General features: G+C 59.1%; 18 protein-coding genes. 7 read left to right on the forward strand and 11 right to left on the reverse strand.

Annotation, left to right across the window (positions count from 1 at the left end):
* Positions 1-28: 28 nt before the first annotated feature.
* Both J3P77_RS16565 and tsaA read left to right on the forward strand, forming a co-directional pair.
* Complete coding sequence (locus J3P77_RS16565; RefSeq protein WP_434677671.1) at positions 29-490, forward strand: DUF1456 family protein; 462 nt, start codon at positions 29-31, stop codon at positions 488-490.
* Between the two features lie 13 nt (positions 491-503).
* Complete coding sequence (gene tsaA, locus J3P77_RS16570) at positions 504-1,208, forward strand: tRNA (N6-threonylcarbamoyladenosine(37)-N6)-methyltransferase TrmO (protein WP_434677672.1); 705 nt, start codon at positions 504-506, stop codon at positions 1,206-1,208.
* 48 nt (positions 1,209-1,256) lie between these two features.
* On the opposite strand, the gene fpr is transcribed toward tsaA, so the two are convergent.
* Positions 1,257-2,036: a ferredoxin-NADP reductase gene (gene fpr, locus J3P77_RS16575; protein WP_434677673.1), complete on the reverse strand. Its 780-nt coding sequence runs from the start codon at positions 2,034-2,036 to the stop codon at positions 1,257-1,259.
* Between the two features lie 120 nt (positions 2,037-2,156).
* On the opposite strand from fpr, the gene J3P77_RS16580 reads away from it, so the two are divergent.
* Positions 2,157-3,083, forward strand: coding sequence for a LysR family transcriptional regulator (locus J3P77_RS16580; RefSeq protein WP_434677674.1), 927 nt, complete (start codon positions 2,157-2,159; stop codon positions 3,081-3,083).
* On the opposite strand, the gene J3P77_RS16585 is transcribed toward J3P77_RS16580, so the two are convergent.
* The 3 genes from J3P77_RS16585 to J3P77_RS16595 all read right to left on the reverse strand — a co-directional run bounded on the left by J3P77_RS16585 (position 3,084) and on the right by J3P77_RS16595 (position 4,999).
* Positions 3,084-3,449, reverse strand: coding sequence for a diacylglycerol kinase (locus tag J3P77_RS16585; protein ID WP_434677675.1), 366 nt, complete (start codon positions 3,447-3,449; stop codon positions 3,084-3,086). It lies immediately after the preceding gene.
* Positions 3,450-3,533: 84 nt separating this feature from the next.
* Positions 3,534-4,181 carry a response regulator transcription factor ErdR gene (erdR, locus tag J3P77_RS16590; RefSeq protein ID WP_434677676.1) on the reverse strand — a complete coding sequence of 216 codons (648 nt, stop codon included), beginning with the start codon at positions 4,179-4,181 and terminating at the stop codon, positions 3,534-3,536.
* Positions 4,182-4,288: 107 nt separating this feature from the next.
* A complete protein-coding gene (locus J3P77_RS16595) occupies positions 4,289-4,999 on the reverse strand; it encodes a tRNA-uridine aminocarboxypropyltransferase (protein ID WP_434677677.1) in 711 nt (236 codons plus the stop codon).
* A gap of 215 nt (positions 5,000-5,214) precedes the next feature.
* On the opposite strand from J3P77_RS16595, the gene J3P77_RS16600 reads away from it, so the two are divergent.
* Positions 5,215-5,631 (forward strand): quorum-sensing-regulated virulence factor family protein, encoded by a 417-nt coding sequence (locus tag J3P77_RS16600; RefSeq protein WP_434677678.1) that lies wholly within the window; start codon positions 5,215-5,217, stop codon positions 5,629-5,631.
* A 169-nt stretch (positions 5,632-5,800) separates the two neighbouring features.
* Complete coding sequence (locus J3P77_RS16605) at positions 5,801-6,928, forward strand: TIGR00730 family Rossman fold protein (protein ID WP_434677679.1); 1,128 nt, start codon at positions 5,801-5,803, stop codon at positions 6,926-6,928.
* Here the strand turns inward: J3P77_RS16605 and recX are convergent.
* From recX to J3P77_RS16625, 4 genes are all read right to left on the reverse strand, one after another.
* Complete coding sequence (gene recX, locus J3P77_RS16610; protein ID WP_434677680.1) at positions 6,925-7,392, reverse strand: recombination regulator RecX; 468 nt, start codon at positions 7,390-7,392, stop codon at positions 6,925-6,927. The two genes, J3P77_RS16605 and recX, sit on opposite strands and share 4 nt — an antisense overlap.
* Positions 7,393-7,395: 3 nt before the next feature.
* Positions 7,396-8,460, reverse strand: coding sequence for a recombinase RecA (recA, locus tag J3P77_RS16615; RefSeq protein ID WP_434677681.1), 1,065 nt, complete (start codon positions 8,458-8,460; stop codon positions 7,396-7,398).
* Between the two features lie 112 nt (positions 8,461-8,572).
* Positions 8,573-9,055, reverse strand: a complete 483-nt coding sequence (locus tag J3P77_RS16620) for a CinA family protein (protein WP_434677682.1) — start codon at positions 9,053-9,055, stop codon at positions 8,573-8,575.
* Positions 9,056-9,145: 90 nt separating this feature from the next.
* Complete coding sequence (locus J3P77_RS16625; RefSeq protein ID WP_434677683.1) at positions 9,146-9,370, reverse strand: hypothetical protein; 225 nt, start codon at positions 9,368-9,370, stop codon at positions 9,146-9,148.
* Positions 9,371-9,527: 157 nt separating this feature from the next.
* On the opposite strand from J3P77_RS16625, the gene mutS reads away from it, so the two are divergent.
* Positions 9,528-12,107, forward strand: coding sequence for a DNA mismatch repair protein MutS (gene mutS, locus J3P77_RS16630; protein WP_434677684.1), 2,580 nt, complete (start codon positions 9,528-9,530; stop codon positions 12,105-12,107).
* A gap of 244 nt (positions 12,108-12,351) precedes the next feature.
* Positions 12,352-12,675: a ferredoxin FdxA gene (fdxA, locus tag J3P77_RS16635; RefSeq protein WP_333404255.1), complete on the forward strand. Its 324-nt coding sequence runs from the start codon at positions 12,352-12,354 to the stop codon at positions 12,673-12,675.
* A gap of 585 nt (positions 12,676-13,260) precedes the next feature.
* On the opposite strand, the gene rpoS is transcribed toward fdxA, so the two are convergent.
* The 3 genes from rpoS to J3P77_RS16650 all read right to left on the reverse strand — a co-directional run bounded on the left by rpoS (position 13,261) and on the right by J3P77_RS16650 (position 16,081).
* Positions 13,261-14,271, reverse strand: a complete 1,011-nt coding sequence (rpoS, locus tag J3P77_RS16640) for an RNA polymerase sigma factor RpoS (RefSeq protein WP_434677685.1) — start codon at positions 14,269-14,271, stop codon at positions 13,261-13,263.
* Between the two features lie 103 nt (positions 14,272-14,374).
* Positions 14,375-15,244 (reverse strand): peptidoglycan DD-metalloendopeptidase family protein, encoded by an 870-nt coding sequence (locus J3P77_RS16645; RefSeq protein WP_434677686.1) that lies wholly within the window; start codon positions 15,242-15,244, stop codon positions 14,375-14,377.
* A gap of 201 nt (positions 15,245-15,445) precedes the next feature.
* A complete protein-coding gene (locus J3P77_RS16650) occupies positions 15,446-16,081 on the reverse strand; it encodes a protein-L-isoaspartate(D-aspartate) O-methyltransferase (protein WP_434682039.1) in 636 nt (211 codons plus the stop codon).
* Positions 16,082-16,120 lie beyond the last annotated feature (39 nt).

The raw sequence follows: 16,120 nt of genomic DNA on the forward strand, positions 1-16,120 counted from the left end.
CCGACACGAATATCAGGACTCACGCCTCATGATGAACAACGATGTACTGCGCAGCGTGCGCTACATGCTCGATATCAGCGACTCGAAGATTGTTGAGATCACCCGCCTTACCGGTTTCGAAATCACCAAGGCCGACGTCATCGCTTTCATGAAAAAAGAGGACGAGGAAGGCTACCTCGACTGCAGCGACGAGGTCATGGCCCATTTCTTGGACGGCCTGGTGTACTTCAAGCGTGGCAAGGACGAAAGCCGTCCACCACAGCCGATCGAACTGCCCATCACCAACAACATCGTGCTCAAGAAACTGCGGGTTGCCTTCGAACTCAAGGAAGACGACATGCACGCCATCCTCAAATCGGTCGATTTCCCGGTGTCCAAGCCTGAGCTGAGCGCCCTGTTCCGCAAGGTCGGTCACACCAACTATCGCGAATGCGGCGATCAGCTGCTGCGCAATTTCCTCAAGGGTCTGACCCTGCGCGTTCGTGGCTGAGCCAGGCGCCGCCATGAGTTATCAGGTTTCACCGGTCGGCTTCGTGCGCTCCTGTTTCAAGGAGAAGTTCGCGATCCCGCGCCAGCCGCAATTGGCGCCTGCCGCCCGTGGCGTGCTGGAACTGGTTGCACCTTTCGATCAGGGTGACGCCGTGCAGGGGCTGGAACATGTGAGCCATGTCTGGCTGCTGTTCATGTTCCATATGGCGCTGGAAGACAAGCCCAGGCTGAAGGTGCGTCCGCCACGACTGGGCGGTAATCAGTCGACCGGCGTATTCGCGACCCGTGCCACACACCGCCCGAACGGGATCGGTCAGTCGGTGGTGAGACTGGACAAGGTCGAGCCCGGACGCCTGTGGCTTTCCGGCATTGACCTGTTGGACGGCACGCCCGTACTGGACATCAAACCGTACGTTCCTTACGCGGACATCATCGCCGAAGCATCCAATAGCATGGCAAGCGCCGCGCCTCAGCTGATCCCGGTCCAGTGGCAGGACAGCGCGCTGGCGCAGGCGCACAGCCATGCATTGCGTTTGAGCGAGCCACTGGTCGAGCTAATCGAGCAGTGCCTGGCTCAGGATCCGCGCCCGGCCTACCAGACGCCGACGCCACAACGGCGTTATGGTGCTCAGTTTTGGGATCTGGATGTTCGCTGGCATTACCCGTCAGCCGGGCTGATCCGGGTTCTCGAAGTGGTGCCGGCAGGCACCGGACAATAAAAAACCCGCTCGGCCGGTGAAGGCGAAGCGGGTTTTATTGACCTTGAATCACTTCTCGACGAATGCACGCTCGATCAGGTAATCGCCTGGCTCGCGCATGCGCGGAGACACGGTCAAGCCGAAGCTGTTCAGCACTTCGCTGGTCTCGTCGAGCATGCTTGGGCTACCGCACAGCATGGCGCGGTCGTCTTCCGGGTTGATCGGCGGCAGGCCGATGTCGCGGAACAGCTTGCCGCTGCGCATCAGGTCGGTCAGGCGGCCTTCATTCTCGAACGGCTCGCGGGTTACGGTCGGGTAGTAAATCAGCTTTTCACGCAGCGCTTCACCGAAGAACTCGTTCTGCGGCAGGTGTTCAGTGATGAACTCGCGATACGCGACTTCGTTCACGTAACGCACGCCGTGGCACAGAATCACTTTTTCGAAGCGCTCGTAGGTTTCCGGGTCCTGAATGACGCTCATGAAAGGCGCCAGACCGGTCCCGGTGCTCAGCAGGTAAAGATGCTTGCCGGGCTTGAGGTCGTCGAGTACCAGCGTGCCGGTAGGCTTCTTGCTGATGATGATCTCGTCGCCTTCCTTGAGGTGCTGCAACTGCGAGGTCAGCGGGCCATCGGGCACCTTGATGCTGAAGAACTCCAGATGCTCTTCCCAGTTAGGGCTGGCAATCGAATACGCACGCATGAGCGGGCGACCATTTGGCTGCTGCAGACCGATCATGACGAACTGACCGTTCTCGAAACGCAGACCCGGATCGCGGGTGCACTTGAAACTGAAGAGTGTGTCGTTCCAGTGATGGACGCTTAGGACACGCTCGTGGTTCATGTTGCTCATGTACGTGAAAACTCCTGAATTCGAGTACGCGTGGGCGTTGCGCTATTGCGCGACATTCTAGTGGCAGACACAATATCTGTTAAATGAATTATCAAGATATGGGTAATCGGTTATATAGATATGAGATTTACTCTCCGCCAGCTGCAAGTCTTCGTCGCCGTTGCCCAGCAGGAAAGCGTTTCCCGTGCTGCGGTGTTGCTTTCCCTATCGCAATCGGCCGCCAGCACATCCATCACTGAGCTGGAGCGCCAGTCCAGCACCCAATTGTTCGATCGGGCCGGCAAGCGCCTCAGCCTCAACGCCACAGGCCGCCAGTTGTTGCCACAAGCGGTGGCGCTGCTGGACCAGGCCAAGGAAATCGAAGACCTGTTCAACGGCAAGTCCGGCTTCGGTTCACTGGCGGTGGGTGCAACCCTCACCATCGGCAACTACTTGGCCACGTTGCTGATCGGCAGCTTCATGCAGCGCCACCCGGAAAGCCAGGTCAAGCTGCACGTCCAGAATACGGCTCATATCGTGCAGCAAGTGGCGCACTACGAAATTGATCTGGGTCTGATCGAGGGCGATTGCAGCCACCCCGACATCGAAGTGCAGTCCTGGGTCGAGGATGAGCTGGTGGTCTTCTGCGCGCCGCAACATCCGTTGGCCAAAAAGGCCAAGGCAACGCTGGAAGAACTCACCCGTGAGGCCTGGATCCTCCGCGAGCAAGGCTCCGGCACGCGGCTGACCTTCGACCAGGCCTTGCGTCATCATCGCAACGGGCTGAATGTGCGGCTGGAGCTGGAACACACCGAAGCGATCAAGCGCGCAGTGGAGTCGGGCCTGGGCATCGGCTGTATTTCCCGACTGGCGCTGCGCGACGCTTTCCGCCGCGGCAGCCTGGTGGCGCTGGAGACGCCGGAGCTGGATCTGTCTCGGCAGTTCTATTTCATCTGGCACAAACAGAAATATCAGACGTCTGCCATGCGCGAGTTTCTGGAGCTGTGCCGGGCGTTCACCGCAGGCGTGCGACGCAGCGACGAGATCGTATTGCCCAGCCTGTATTGATCAGCCTAGCAGCACGATGCCCCACACCGAAGCAATCATCAGCAGCGCAACCAGCTGCGCTGCGCTGCCCATGTCTTTGGCGTTCTTGGACAGCGGGTGCAGGTCCAGAGAAATACGGTCGATGGCAGCTTCGACCGCCGAATTAAGCAGTTCGACAATCAGCGCCAACAGGCACACGGCAATCAGCAACGCTTGCTCGCCCTTGCTGACGTTGACGAAGAACGACAAGGGAATCAGCAGCGCATTGAGCAGCACCAGTTGACGGAAGGCGGCCTCGCCTTTGAAAGCGGCGCTCAGACCATCCAGCGAATAGCCCGCGGCGTTGAAGATACGTTTCAGGCCGGTTTGGCCTTTGAAGGGCGACATAAAAGGCTGCTGTGCAAAAAAGATGAGGAAAGCTACGGAAGGTCAGGTCAAAAAAGCGTGAACCCGAAGCACTGTCTCCGCGTATCAGCTGGCTGAAATGGATTCCAGCTGTTGCAACAGTAAAGCCGCCTGGGTACGGGTGCGCACCCCCAGCTTGCGGAAAATCGCTGTCACGTGGGCCTTGATGGTGGCTTCCGAGACGCTCAGCTCATAAGCAATCTGCTTGTTGAGCAGGCCTTCGCACACCATGGTCAGCACCCTGAACTGTTGCGGCGTAAGGCTGGCGAGCCCCGCGCTTGCGGCCTTGGCTTCAGCCGAGACGCTGACCGCTTCGTTGACCTGCGGCGGCCACCAAACGTCGCCATCCAGTACCGCACGAACCGCCTGCTGGATGTCTTCCAGGCCGCTCGACTTGGGGATGAACCCGCTGGCGCCGAACTCTCTGGAGCGGACCACGATTGAGGCTTCCTCCTGAGCGGAGATCATCACGACCGGAATCTGCGGATATTGCCCGCGTAACAGGACCAGGCCTGAAAAGCCGTAGGCGCCCGGCATATTCAGATCCAGCAACACCAGATCCCAATCGGCCTTGTGCTCAAGACGCGATTCGAGTTGGGCGATGCTTTCTGCCTCGACCAGCCGTGCATCAGGCCCCAGGCCGATGCTCAACGCCTGATGCAATGCGCTGCGAAACAGCGGATGGTCATCGGCGATCAGGATGTCGTAGGTCATCTTTTGATCCTGTTCTCTTAGTGAACGCCGCGCGGGGCGGCATCAGGCGGCGCCAAGGATGCCCAGCACGGCCATGTCGGTCAAGCAGCAAGCGAAGTCGGTGCGCGTTACAGAAAAGCTTTCAGATGAGTATGTACCTCATCCTCGTGATTGATCGGGTTCTGATACTTGGCCCCCAGATAATGGGCGCTGAATACGTCCAGATAAGCGTCCAGCACACCGCTCGCAGTCTGATCATCAGCCAGCTCAAGGCACAACGCGGCCACCTCGGCGGTGCAGAAATGATCGTCGCGTCGGGACCGTCGCAACCGGTAGCGTGATATCTGCTCGGGCTCCAGGCTCAGCACAGGGAACCGCTCAAGGTACGGACTCTTGCGAAACATCTTGCGGGCTTCGGTCCAGGTCGCATCGAGCAGGATAAACAGAGGGCGCTTGCCGTCTTCCCGGCTGACCTGGGTGACTACCCGCTCCGGAGCCACGAACTCGCCGGGAAAGACGATATAAGGCTGCCACTGCGGGTCATCGAGCAGAGCCAGCAATTGTTCGTCCACCGCAATGCGCGACCAGTTGAACGCATGAGTATCTTCGATCACATCGGCGATCAACCAACCGGTGTTGGTGGGCTTCAAGGGCTCGGTGTCGTACATGAGCAGGCACATGCCCGAGGTGGCCTGCACTCTGGGACGCCATGCACATAGACAATAGCTGAAGATCACGCGGCATCCGGGGCAGCGCGGTGCGCGTGAGCCACGGGCAACGAAAGGTTTGGTACTGCGGGCAAGCCGCTCGTCTCGCAGACGGGAAACAGCATGACTCATTACAGCACCGACCAACTGAAGGAATACATCGACACCACGAAAACCCGGAGGAGAAAGTGCGCGCAGTTTATCAGACCCCTGCCCGCTCGACCTGCTTTGCGCGGTATTCCTGCCTTATACTGGCCTGCCATCGCGCCTGCACCCAGGGCGGTTGAACCGGAACGCACGTTCGAGTTGCTGGTCCAAACGGCCAGCTACTAAATCAGGAGAGTTTGATGCTGCGCCTTATCGTCCCCACCCTTACACTTTTGCTTGTCGCTCCGCTGTGCGCCCAGGCGGCGTCCAAACAGGAATTCGAGCTCAGCAAGATGCTGGAGAAAGTTGCGAAGGAAAGCAGCGTTGGCACCCCAAGAGCGATCAACGAAGACATTCTCGATCAGGGCTATACCGTCAACGGCAAGGAACTGATCAACCACTTGAGCGTACGTGAAGGGCAAGCGCAACAGATGCGCGCCAATCCGGACGTGATGCGCAACCAGCTGGGCAACAGCGTGTGCCGCAACAATGGGTTCCGCCAGTTGATGACCAAGGGTGCGGTGCTCAAGTATCAATTCACCGAGTACAAGACCAACCGCCCAATCGCGACCCAGACTTTCCAGGCCTCGGACTGCACGGCTCGCCCGAAAAAGTAATCGCTGTATAGCGTCGCGCGCCAGCCAGACTGGCGTGCTGCACGCGTCCGCTACCACCTCTGCCCTGCTCGCCTTTCCATCTCCCCGCCCGATCAGTCACGGGTAGCCTTTTAGCGCAATCCAGACCATCATCATCCGCATCGTGATGCTGCAGGAGGAGAAATCTGGAATGCCTTATCTACCCAATGATGTTCTGTCCCAACATTTCCGAAGCAACGGGCTGGACCTGACCAGCAAGATCGAAGAGCACGTAAATCTGGTGGCGCCCGGCAGCCCGAACCTGCCGCTTTACCGCGACATGATTCTCACCGTCCTGCGCATGGCTCAGGATGACCGCAATCGCTGGAACGCAAAGATCACCCTGCAGACGCTGCGGGAGCTGGAGGGCGCATTCAGGGTGCTTGAACGTTTCAAAGGGCGGCGCAAGGTAACGGTGTTCGGCTCTGCCCGCACGCCCGTGGAGCATCCGGTGTATGCGCTGGCCCGGGAGCTGGGCAGCAAAATTGCCCAATCGGATATGATGGTGATTACCGGCGCGGGTGGCGGGATCATGGCCGCCGCTCATGAAGGCGCCGGACTCGCAAACAGCCTGGGGTTCAACATCACGTTGCCGTTCGAGCAGCACGCCAACCCGACCGTGGAAGGCACCGAGAACCTGCTGCCATTCCACTTTTTCTTCACCCGCAAGCTGTTTTTTGTCAAGGAAGCCGATGCCCTGGTGCTTTGCCCCGGAGGCTTTGGCACGCTGGACGAAGCGCTGGAAGTTCTGACGCTGGTGCAGACAGGCAAGAGCCCGTTGGTCCCCATCGTGCTTCTGGACAGCCTAGGCGGGAGTTTCTGGCAAGGCGCCTTGGACTTCATCAAGAACCAGCTTGAGGAGAACCACTACATCCTGCCCGCGGACATGAAACTGATGCGTCTGGTCTACAGCGCCGAAGACGCCGTACAGGAGATCAACCGGTTCTACAGCAACTATCATTCAAGCCGCTGGCTGAAGAACCAGTTCGTGATCCGGATGCACCATCCGCTCAGTGAGCAGGCGCTCACCCATCTGCATGAAGCGTTTGCCGACCTTTGCCTGAGCGGGAACTTCCATCAGCATGTTTATGAAGGGGAAGAGCATGACGAACCTCAGTTCAGCCACCTGACGCGGCTGGCCTTTACCTTCACCGGGCGTAACCAGGGTCGGCTTCGCGAACTGATCGATTACATCAACCAGGGAGAGAATCTGGCTCCGGTTTCACCCCTACAAACTAGCGAGCGCTCGGAGCAGACTGCCTCAAGCCAGGCTACCTAGTCGTCTCCACCACGGCCGCTCAACAAGCGGCTGATCAAATCCAGCGGATAACCGCGATAGCTCAGAAAACGACCTTGCTGCGCACGTTCGCGTGCGTCAGCGGGGAGCCGACCGGCAAACTTGCGTTGCCAGGTTTCGTGAAGTTTTTCCTGCCAGTCTACCCCGCATTCCCTGAGTGCCGTTTCGATGTCGGACTTTTGTAAACCGCGCTGACTCAGGTCTTCGCGAATACGCAAAGGTCCGTAGCCGGAACGCGCCTTCGAGGCGACATAACTCTCAAGATATCGGGATTCGGAAAGCAGCCCCTCTTCGACCAGACGGTCAAGAGCAGGCTCGATGATTTCGGGGGTAGCGCCGCGCTGACGCAACTTGCGCGTCAGCTCGACACGACCGTGCTCGCGTCGTGCGAGCAGGTCCATTGCAGTCCGCCGCACAGCGGCGGCGGTATCAAGTACGACAGGCATGGATCAGATATCGATATCTGCTTCAGCCATGTCGTCTGCCACAGCAGGCTCACGAGAACCAACTGCTTTGGTGTCAACACCTGGGGTCAGCAGCTTGTCGCGAATCAGCTTCTCGACTGCGTTACCGATTTCCGGGTTATCTGCCAGGAACTTGGCCGAGTTGGCTTTACCCTGACCGATCTTGCTGCCCTGGTAGCTATACCATGCACCGGATTTCTCGATGAAACCATGTGCAACGGCCAGGTCGATGATCTCGCCGTTCAGGTAGATACCCTTACCGTAGAGAATCTGGAACTCGGCCTGCCGGAACGGCGGTGCCACCTTGTTCTTGACGACCTTGACGCGGGTTTCGCTGCCCACCACTTCATCGCCTTCCTTCACCGCGCCAGTACGACGGATGTCCAGACGGACCGAAGCGTAGAACTTCAGCGCGTTACCACCGGTGGTGGTTTCCGGGCTGCCGAACATGACACCGATCTTCATACGGATCTGGTTGATGAAGATAACCAGACAGTTGGCGTTCTTGATATTGCCGGTGATCTTGCGCAGCGCCTGCGACATCAGACGTGCCTGCAGACCCACGTGCATGTCGCCCATTTCGCCTTCGATCTCGGCCTTCGGCACGAGCGCGGCGACGGAGTCGACGACGATCACGTCAATGGCGTTGGAGCGCACCAGCATGTCGGTGATTTCCAGCGCCTGCTCGCCAGTGTCTGGCTGCGAAACCAGCAGATCATCAACGTTGACGCCCAGCTTGCCGGCGTATTCCGGATCCAGAGCGTGTTCAGCGTCGACGAACGCACAGGTTGCACCCATCTTCTGAGCTTGTGCGATAACAGAAAGCGTCAGCGTGGTTTTACCCGAAGATTCCGGACCGTAGATTTCCACGATTCGGCCTTTCGGCAACCCGCCAATACCCAGCGCGATATCCAGGCCGAGCGAACCGGTAGAGATGGCAGGAATTGCCTGGCGATCATGGTCGCCCATGCGCATCACGGCACCCTTACCGAACTGACGCTCGATCTGACCCAAGGCCGCAGCCAAGGCTTTCTTCTTGTTGTCGTCCATTGAAGTCCTCACGTTATCAAATTCAATTTAGGGCCTGAGCGGCCGCAACACCTGTATAAGTAGACAGTATTATTCCACAGGCAAGGGCGCTCGCATACCCCTGTATCAGCTTTTATAACGAGGCAAAGCGGATCAGCCCCTCTAGCGCGGCCTCGACCGTCTGTCGGCGGACTTCATCGCGGTCTCCAGCGAATTGTCGGCGTTCACTTATGAGGTTTTCGCCCACTCCCCAGCACAGCCAGACAGTTCCGACAGGCTTCTCGACTGAACCACCGCCAGGGCCGGCCACGCCACTCACTGCGACGGCATATCGGGCGCCGCTTCGCAGTTGTGCGCCCTCAGCCATTGCCCGCACCACTTCTTCGCTGACCGCGCCCACCGTATCGAATAACGCTTCAGGCACGCCCAGCTGGAGCGTTTTCTGAGCGTTGGAATAGGTTACGTACCCTGCCTCGAACCAGCTCGAGCTGCCGCCAATGCGGGTTATCGCCTCGGCTATTCCGCCTCCGGTGCAGGATTCGGCGGTGGTGACCCGGGCATTCGACATTTGCAGAAGCTTGCCGAGCGAAGCCGCAAGGCGAGTGATTTCGTCCACATTTCCACCTGTTTCAATTGGAGCCGGACGGTCGACCAAAGGTCCGGCATGGCGATGGGCGGTCACCAGTGACCGCCCGATTGACAGTCCTCAGCGCTTCTTTTTCCGGCTCTCGGGCCTGATCGTTTCGACGATTGTCTCTCTGGGTCGACGTTTTGCTTCTTCCAGTGGAATGAAGCGTCCGTTGACAGCATCCCTTGCTCGCTTGTCAGCCATATGAAATCCCTTTAGTCGTGCCGTGCCCGAATTGGCGGCAACGTCAAAAAGTCTATACGGCAAATCCCGCCAGGTGCCCGGACCGAAATGCCAGGTCACGAATCCGCTCCCGCACGCCGAGCCTGCAGCGCAGTGATGCGCGTGATAACCTTGCGCCCATCGCCAGACATACGTAAAGCGACCCTCGGCAATACCGAGGGTTCACTAGTCGTACCCGTACGTTTGCCCACCTATTCCAAGAACTCCCGACTGACCGATGAACAAAGCACTTTCCGACCTTTCTTCGCACACTCCCATGATGCAGCAATACTGGAAGCTGAAAAACCAGCATCCCGACCAGCTCATGTTCTACCGCATGGGCGACTTCTACGAGATCTTCTACGAAGACGCCAAGAAGGCTGCCAAGTTGCTGGACATCACGCTCACCGCTCGTGGTCAGTCGGCGGGCCAGAGTATTCCCATGTGCGGCATTCCCTATCATGCGGCCGAGGGGTATCTGGCCAAACTGGTCAAGCTGGGCGAGTCGGTGGTGATCTGTGAGCAGATCGGCGATCCCGCGACCAGCAAGGGGCCCGTCGAACGTCAGGTGGTGCGCATCATCACCCCCGGCACCATCAGCGACGAGGCGTTGCTGGACGAGCGCCGCGACAACCTGATCGCGGCAGTGCTGGGTGACGAACGCTTGTTCGGCCTGGCGGTGCTGGACATCACCAGCGGCAACTTCAGCGTACTGGAACTCAAAGGCTGGGAAAATCTGCTGGCCGAGCTGGAGCGTATCAATCCGGTCGAGCTGTTGATCCCGGATGACTGGCCGCAAGGGCTTCCCGCCGAGAAAAGGCGCGGAGCGCGTCGCCGCGCGCCTTGGGATTTCGAACGCGACAGCGCCCATAAAAGCCTTTGCCAGCAATTCGCAACCCAGGACCTGAAGGGGTTCGGCTGCGAAACACTGACTCTGGCGATCGGTGCGGCCGGCTGCCTGCTCGGCTACGCCAAGGAAACCCAGCGCACCGCCCTGCCGCATTTGCGCAGCCTGCGCCACGAACGCCTGGACGACACCGTTGTGCTGGATGGCGCAAGCCGCCGCAATCTGGAGCTGGATACCAACCTGTCCGGCGGGCGCGACAACACCTTGCAGTCGGTCATGGACCGCTGCCAGACCGCCATGGGCACGCGTCTTCTGACCCGCTGGCTGAATCGCCCGCTGCGCGACCTGCCCGTTCTGCAGGCCCGGCAGAGTTCGATCAAGTGTCTGCTGGAACGCTATCGCTTCGAGAACCTGCAACCGCAGCTCAAAGAGATCGGTGACATCGAGCGAATTCTCGCCCGTATCGGCCTGCGCAACGCCCGCCCGCGCGACCTGGCTCGTCTGCGCGATGCACTGAGCGCCCTGCCGGAACTGCAGAACGCCATGGCCGAACTGGAGGCGCCGCATGTGCAACAGCTGGCGCGCACCATCAGCACTTATCCGCAGCTGGCGGACCTGCTGCAGCGCGCCATCATCGATAACCCGCCAGCCGTAATTCGCGACGGCGGCGTGCTGAAGACCGGCTATGACGCAGAGCTGGACGAGCTGCTGGCACTGAGCGAAAACGCCGGTCAGTTTCTCATCGACCTCGAAGCCCGCGAAAAGGCCCGCACCGGACTCGCCAATTTGAAGGTGGGTTACAACCGGGTTCACGGCTACTTCATCGAGCTACCCAGCAAGCAGGCCGAACAAGCGCCGGCCGATTACATTCGGCGCCAGACTCTCAAAGGGGCCGAGCGCTTCATCACCCCCGAACTCAAGGAGTTCGAAGACAAGGCGCTGTCGGCGAAAAGCCGTGCGCTGGCGCGCGAGAAGTTACTCTACGAAGCTTTGCTGGAAGACCTCATAGGCCATCTGGCGCCATTGCAGGACACGGCCGGTGCCCTGGCCGAGGTGGACGTGCTGAGCAATCTCGCCGAGCGCGCCCTGAATCTCGATCTCAGCTGCCCGCGCTTCGTCGACGAGCCGTGCATGCGCATCGAGCAGGGCCGCCATCCGGTCGTCGAGCAGGTCCTTTCGACGCCGTTCGTGGCTAACGACCTGGCGCTGGACGACAGCACGCGCATGCTGGTCATCACCGGCCCGAACATGGGCGGTAAATCCACTTACATGCGTCAGACCGCGCTGATCGTGTTGCTGGCCCACATCGGCAGCTTCGTGCCCGCCGCCAGCTGCGAACTGTCGCTGGTCGACCGGATCTTTACCCGGATCGGTTCCAGCGACGATCTGGCCGGTGGGCGCTCTACCTTCATGGTGGAAATGAGCGAAACGGCGAACATTCTGCACAACGCCACGGACCGTAGCCTCGTCCTCATGGATGAGGTAGGCCGCGGCACCAGTACATTCGATGGTCTGTCGCTGGCCTGGGCTGCGGCAGAATGTCTCGCCCAGTTGCGGGCCTACACCTTGTTCGCGACGCACTATTTCGAATTGACCGTGCTGCCGGAGAGCGAGCCGTTGGTCGCCAACGTGCACCTCAACGCTACCGAACATAATGAACGCATCGTGTTTCTGCACCGGGTGTTGCCTGGCCCGGCAAGCCAGAGCTACGGGCTCGCCGTCGCCCAACTGGCGGGGGTTCCGGGCAAGGTGATCAGCCGCGCCAAGGAACATTTACAGCGACTGGAGACCACCAGCCTGCCCCACGAACAGCCCAAAGCCAAACCGGGCAAACCTGCCGTTCCGCAGCAAAGTGACATGTTCGCCAGCCTGCCGCACCCGGTGCTCGACGAGCTGTCGAAAGTGAAGCTCGACGACCTCACGCCGCGTCAGGCGCTGGAGATGCTGTATACATTGCAAACGCGCATCTGACGCGGGCGCTACAAGCTGTTAGAATCCCGCGCGGTTTGGGATGTGCTCCGCTCTTAGCCTGGCGGAAACACCATCCGAGCCGCGTGAGAACGCTACGAAACCATGCGCCAGCGACATGCGGGGCCGTCGACCCGCTCCAGGGCCGCTTGCCACAGCACGTGTTTTCATAAGGCCGGGACCTCCCCGAACCCTGCAACCCTGTCTGGAAGGGCTCTGCTGCCGCCGCCTGAGGAGAGAATTAGAAATGACCTTCGTCGTCACCGACAACTGCATCAAGTGCAAGTACACCGACTGCGTAGAAGTGTGTCCGGTGGACTGCTTTTACGAAGGACCGAACTTCCTGGTGATCCACCCGGACGAGTGCATCGACTGCGCCCTGTGCGAGCCTGAGTGCCCGGCCCAGGCGATCTTCTCGGAAGACGAGATTCCCGCAGGGATGGAAAACTTCATCGAACTCAACGCTGAGCTTGCCGAAGTCTGGCCCAACATCACCGAGAAGAAAGACGCCTTGGCCGATGCTGCGGAATGGGATGGCAAGCCAGGCAAGATTGCCGACCTGGAACGCTAAGGCCCGGCTGTATCTGCCTGACGTGATCAAAGGCCCTCAGGGGCCTTTTTTCATGGCCCAGTAGGGGCGCGCTTGCTCAAAACCGAGCTCCCGCCGCAGCGCCGGGCACAAAAAAAGGGGGCGACATGCGCCCCCCGCTTTCCTTGATCCCTGTATTCCCTGTTCATCGTCCTGATGGATCGCGTCCTGCGATGTCCTTTGACCTTCTTCCGTGAAGGCGTGCGCCGTTCCTTTGGCGCAGGTCGATCTTATTCGTTTCCCGCTCAAGAGCAATGGCCGCGAGCGCCGCAAAATATTTCTCACCTTACAGCTAGCTGAATTTTTTCTTTGAAATCAATGGCCTGAATTCGCTCCGCACAATCCGGGTTGGAAGCGGCGTCAGAAAACAGCGATGGCCTACAAGGGAGTAAGCAATGACTTACGCCGACTTGAAGTCATTGAAACGGACAACCCGCAGATCGGCGGGAAAGGCAGGCACGCTTATGCAGGTTGCAAGCGCTGAAATGGCAGCGGCTGGCAGTCACCCATTAAAAAGCCGATATGAACACAGAATATTCATATCGGCTTTTGGGACGTGGCGATGAACTACTGGAATAGCGACTCGCTCGACAGTCCATTCTTCTCAAGGATTTCTCTAAGCCGCTTGAGGCCTTCTACCTGGATCTGCCGTACCCGTTCACGGGTCAGACCGATCTCAAGGCCCACATCTTCAAGCGTACTGCTTTCATGCCCGCGCAAGCCGAAACGACGTATCACCACTTCCCGCTGCTTGTCGGTCAGCTCGGACAGCCACTGGTCGATGCTCTGGGACAGATCGTCATCCTGCAACAGCTCACAGGGGTCGGTGGGTCGGTCATCGGTCAAGGTGTCAAGCAGCGTCTTGTCCGAATCCGGCCCCAGCGAAACATCAACGGAAGACACGCGCTCGTTGAGCCCAAGCATGCGCTTGACCTCGCCAACCGGCTTTTCCAGCAGCGTTGCGATTTCTTCGGGGGACGGTTCGTGATCCAGCTTCTGGGTGAGCTCACGGGCCGCACGCAGGTAGACGTTCAGTTCCTTGACGACATGAATCGGCAACCGGATCGTCCGGGTCTGATTCATGATGGCACGCTCAATAGTCTGACGAATCCACCAAGTCGCGTAGGTGGAGAATCGGAAACCGCGTTCAGGGTCGAACTTTTCAACCGCCCTGATCAGACCGAGGTTGCCCTCTTCGATCAGGTCAAGCAATGACAGACCACGATTGACATAACGCCTGGCGATCTTGACCACCAGTCGCAGATTGCTTTCAATCATGCGTTTGCGTCCTGCCGGATCGCCGCTTTGCGACAGCCGCGCAAAGTGAACTTCTTCCTCCGGGGACAACAGGGGGGAAAACCCTATTTCATTGAGATACAGCTGGGTGGCATCGAGCGCCCGAGTGTAATCAATATATTTATGTTGTTTGAGCGATGAAGAGTGCTTGGTCTTGGCACGGCTCGACACAGCAGCAGGTCGCTGCTTTTCGTCCGACGCCTCTTCCAGGACAAGGCCAGATTCCATGAGAAGCACTTCATCATCGATGTCAAACTCCGGCGCTTCGTTACTAAGAGCCATTGTTATAGTCCTTTGGTGAGTTCGACCTCAAGCTCCAGCGACGCCTATTTCCATGGCTACGCTTGAGCCTGTTCCCTCTACGCCAGGAACAGGCTGACAACCATCAGCGACGTGGCAGAAATTGCAGTGGATCTACAGGCTTACCTTGTCGGCGAATCTCAAAATGCAGTTTCACCCGGTCAGTTCCCGTTGACCCCATTTCGGCAATCGTCTGCCCAGCCTTGACTTGTTGTCCTTCCCGTACCAACAACCTACGGTTATGACCGTAGGCACTGACGTAGGTATCGCTGTGTTTGATGATGATCAATTCGCCGTAGCCCCGTAATCCACTTCCGGCGTAAACAACTGACCCATCAGACGCGGCCAAAACAGGCTGTCCCAAATCACCAGCGATATCAATTCCTTTATTCAAACTGCCGTTTGAGGAAAATTTTCCTATCAACACACCACTCGACGGCCACCCCCAACCGGTCGGGGACTTGCTGGAGGGCCCGGTGGACGCGGTCGCCGACGGCGGTATCACCACGGGTACAACCTCGACCGGCTTGGAGATAACCGTTGTCTTTACTGAGCCAGAGCCACTGGTGGTGGTAGACGTGGACGTTATCGGGCGCGATACGACCGGCGCGCTGGCGACCGACGCCGGCGTTGAATTTGAACGCCCGTCGAAGCGAATCGTCTGACCCGGCCGGATGGTGTACGGCTCCGGAATCTGGTTGCGGGCAGCCAGCGCTTTCCAGTCCCAGCCGTAACGGAATGCAATGGAAAACAGCGTATCGCCACGACGAACCACATATTGACCGGTCGTCACCGCAGGCCGCTGAGAAACCGTATTACCGTTACGATCGACGACGCGAACGCCCCCGGATGGGGAACTGGAACAGCCGACCAAGAGGACACTGAGGGCAATGCCAATCACCAGACGCTGATAACTTCTTGAAGACCTGAGCTGCTGAATGACTGTGTGACTCACCCGCCACTCCCTTTACTGGTGACTGAATTCAAAAGACGCCTATTGTGTCGCATATGCGACCGGCAGCCCGTATCAAGTGCGCTGGAAAACGCTGTCATTCGTTTTCAGCCGCTGCCGGCGACATGATGTCGCTCGCCTGGCTCGCACGAAGGCTGTAGACCCATGAGCGCGCCGGTAATTCATTCGCGGCCCGGTCCCGGTTCAAGCCAGCGGTCCGTTGAGCAGCGGCACGAACCGGACCGCTCCAAGAACGTGTCGGGAGAAACCGTTTTCTTCGCGAATGATCAGCATCAGCTGCTGAACTTCGCCGGAACCCACCGGAATCACCAGACGTCCGCCCGGTGCCAGCTGGTCCAGCAACGCCTGTGGTACGTCAGTCGCCACTGCGGTGACGATGATGCCGTTGTACGGCGCCAGCGCTGGCCAGCCTTCCCAGCCATCGCCCCAGCGGAACACCACGTTGCGCAGGTTGAGCTCTACAAGACGTTCCTTGGCGCGGTCCTGCAACACCTTGATGCGCTCCACGGAAAACACCCGCTCCACGAGCTGGGACAGGACCGCAGTCTGATAGCCCGAACCGGTACCGATCTCCATGACCTTGTCCAGTGGACCGGCGGCCAGCAGCAGCTCGCTCATCCGCGCGACCATGTAAGGCTGCGAGATGGTCTGGTTGTTTCCGATAGGCAGCGCCGTGTCTTCGTAAGCGCGGTGCGCAAGGGCCTCGTCGACGAACAGGTGGCGCGGCGTCTTGCGCATGACGTCCAGCACCCGGGTGTCGGAGACCCCTTCTTCGAACAAGCGCTGGATCAGGCGCTCGCGAGTACGCTGCGAGGTCATCCCGATCCCACGACGTAACAGGTCATCTTGCTCGCGAGA

Origin of the sequence: Pseudomonas sp. R1-18, assembly GCF_051132095.1 — a bacterium.
GTDB lineage: Bacteria > Pseudomonadota > Gammaproteobacteria > Pseudomonadales > Pseudomonadaceae > Aquipseudomonas.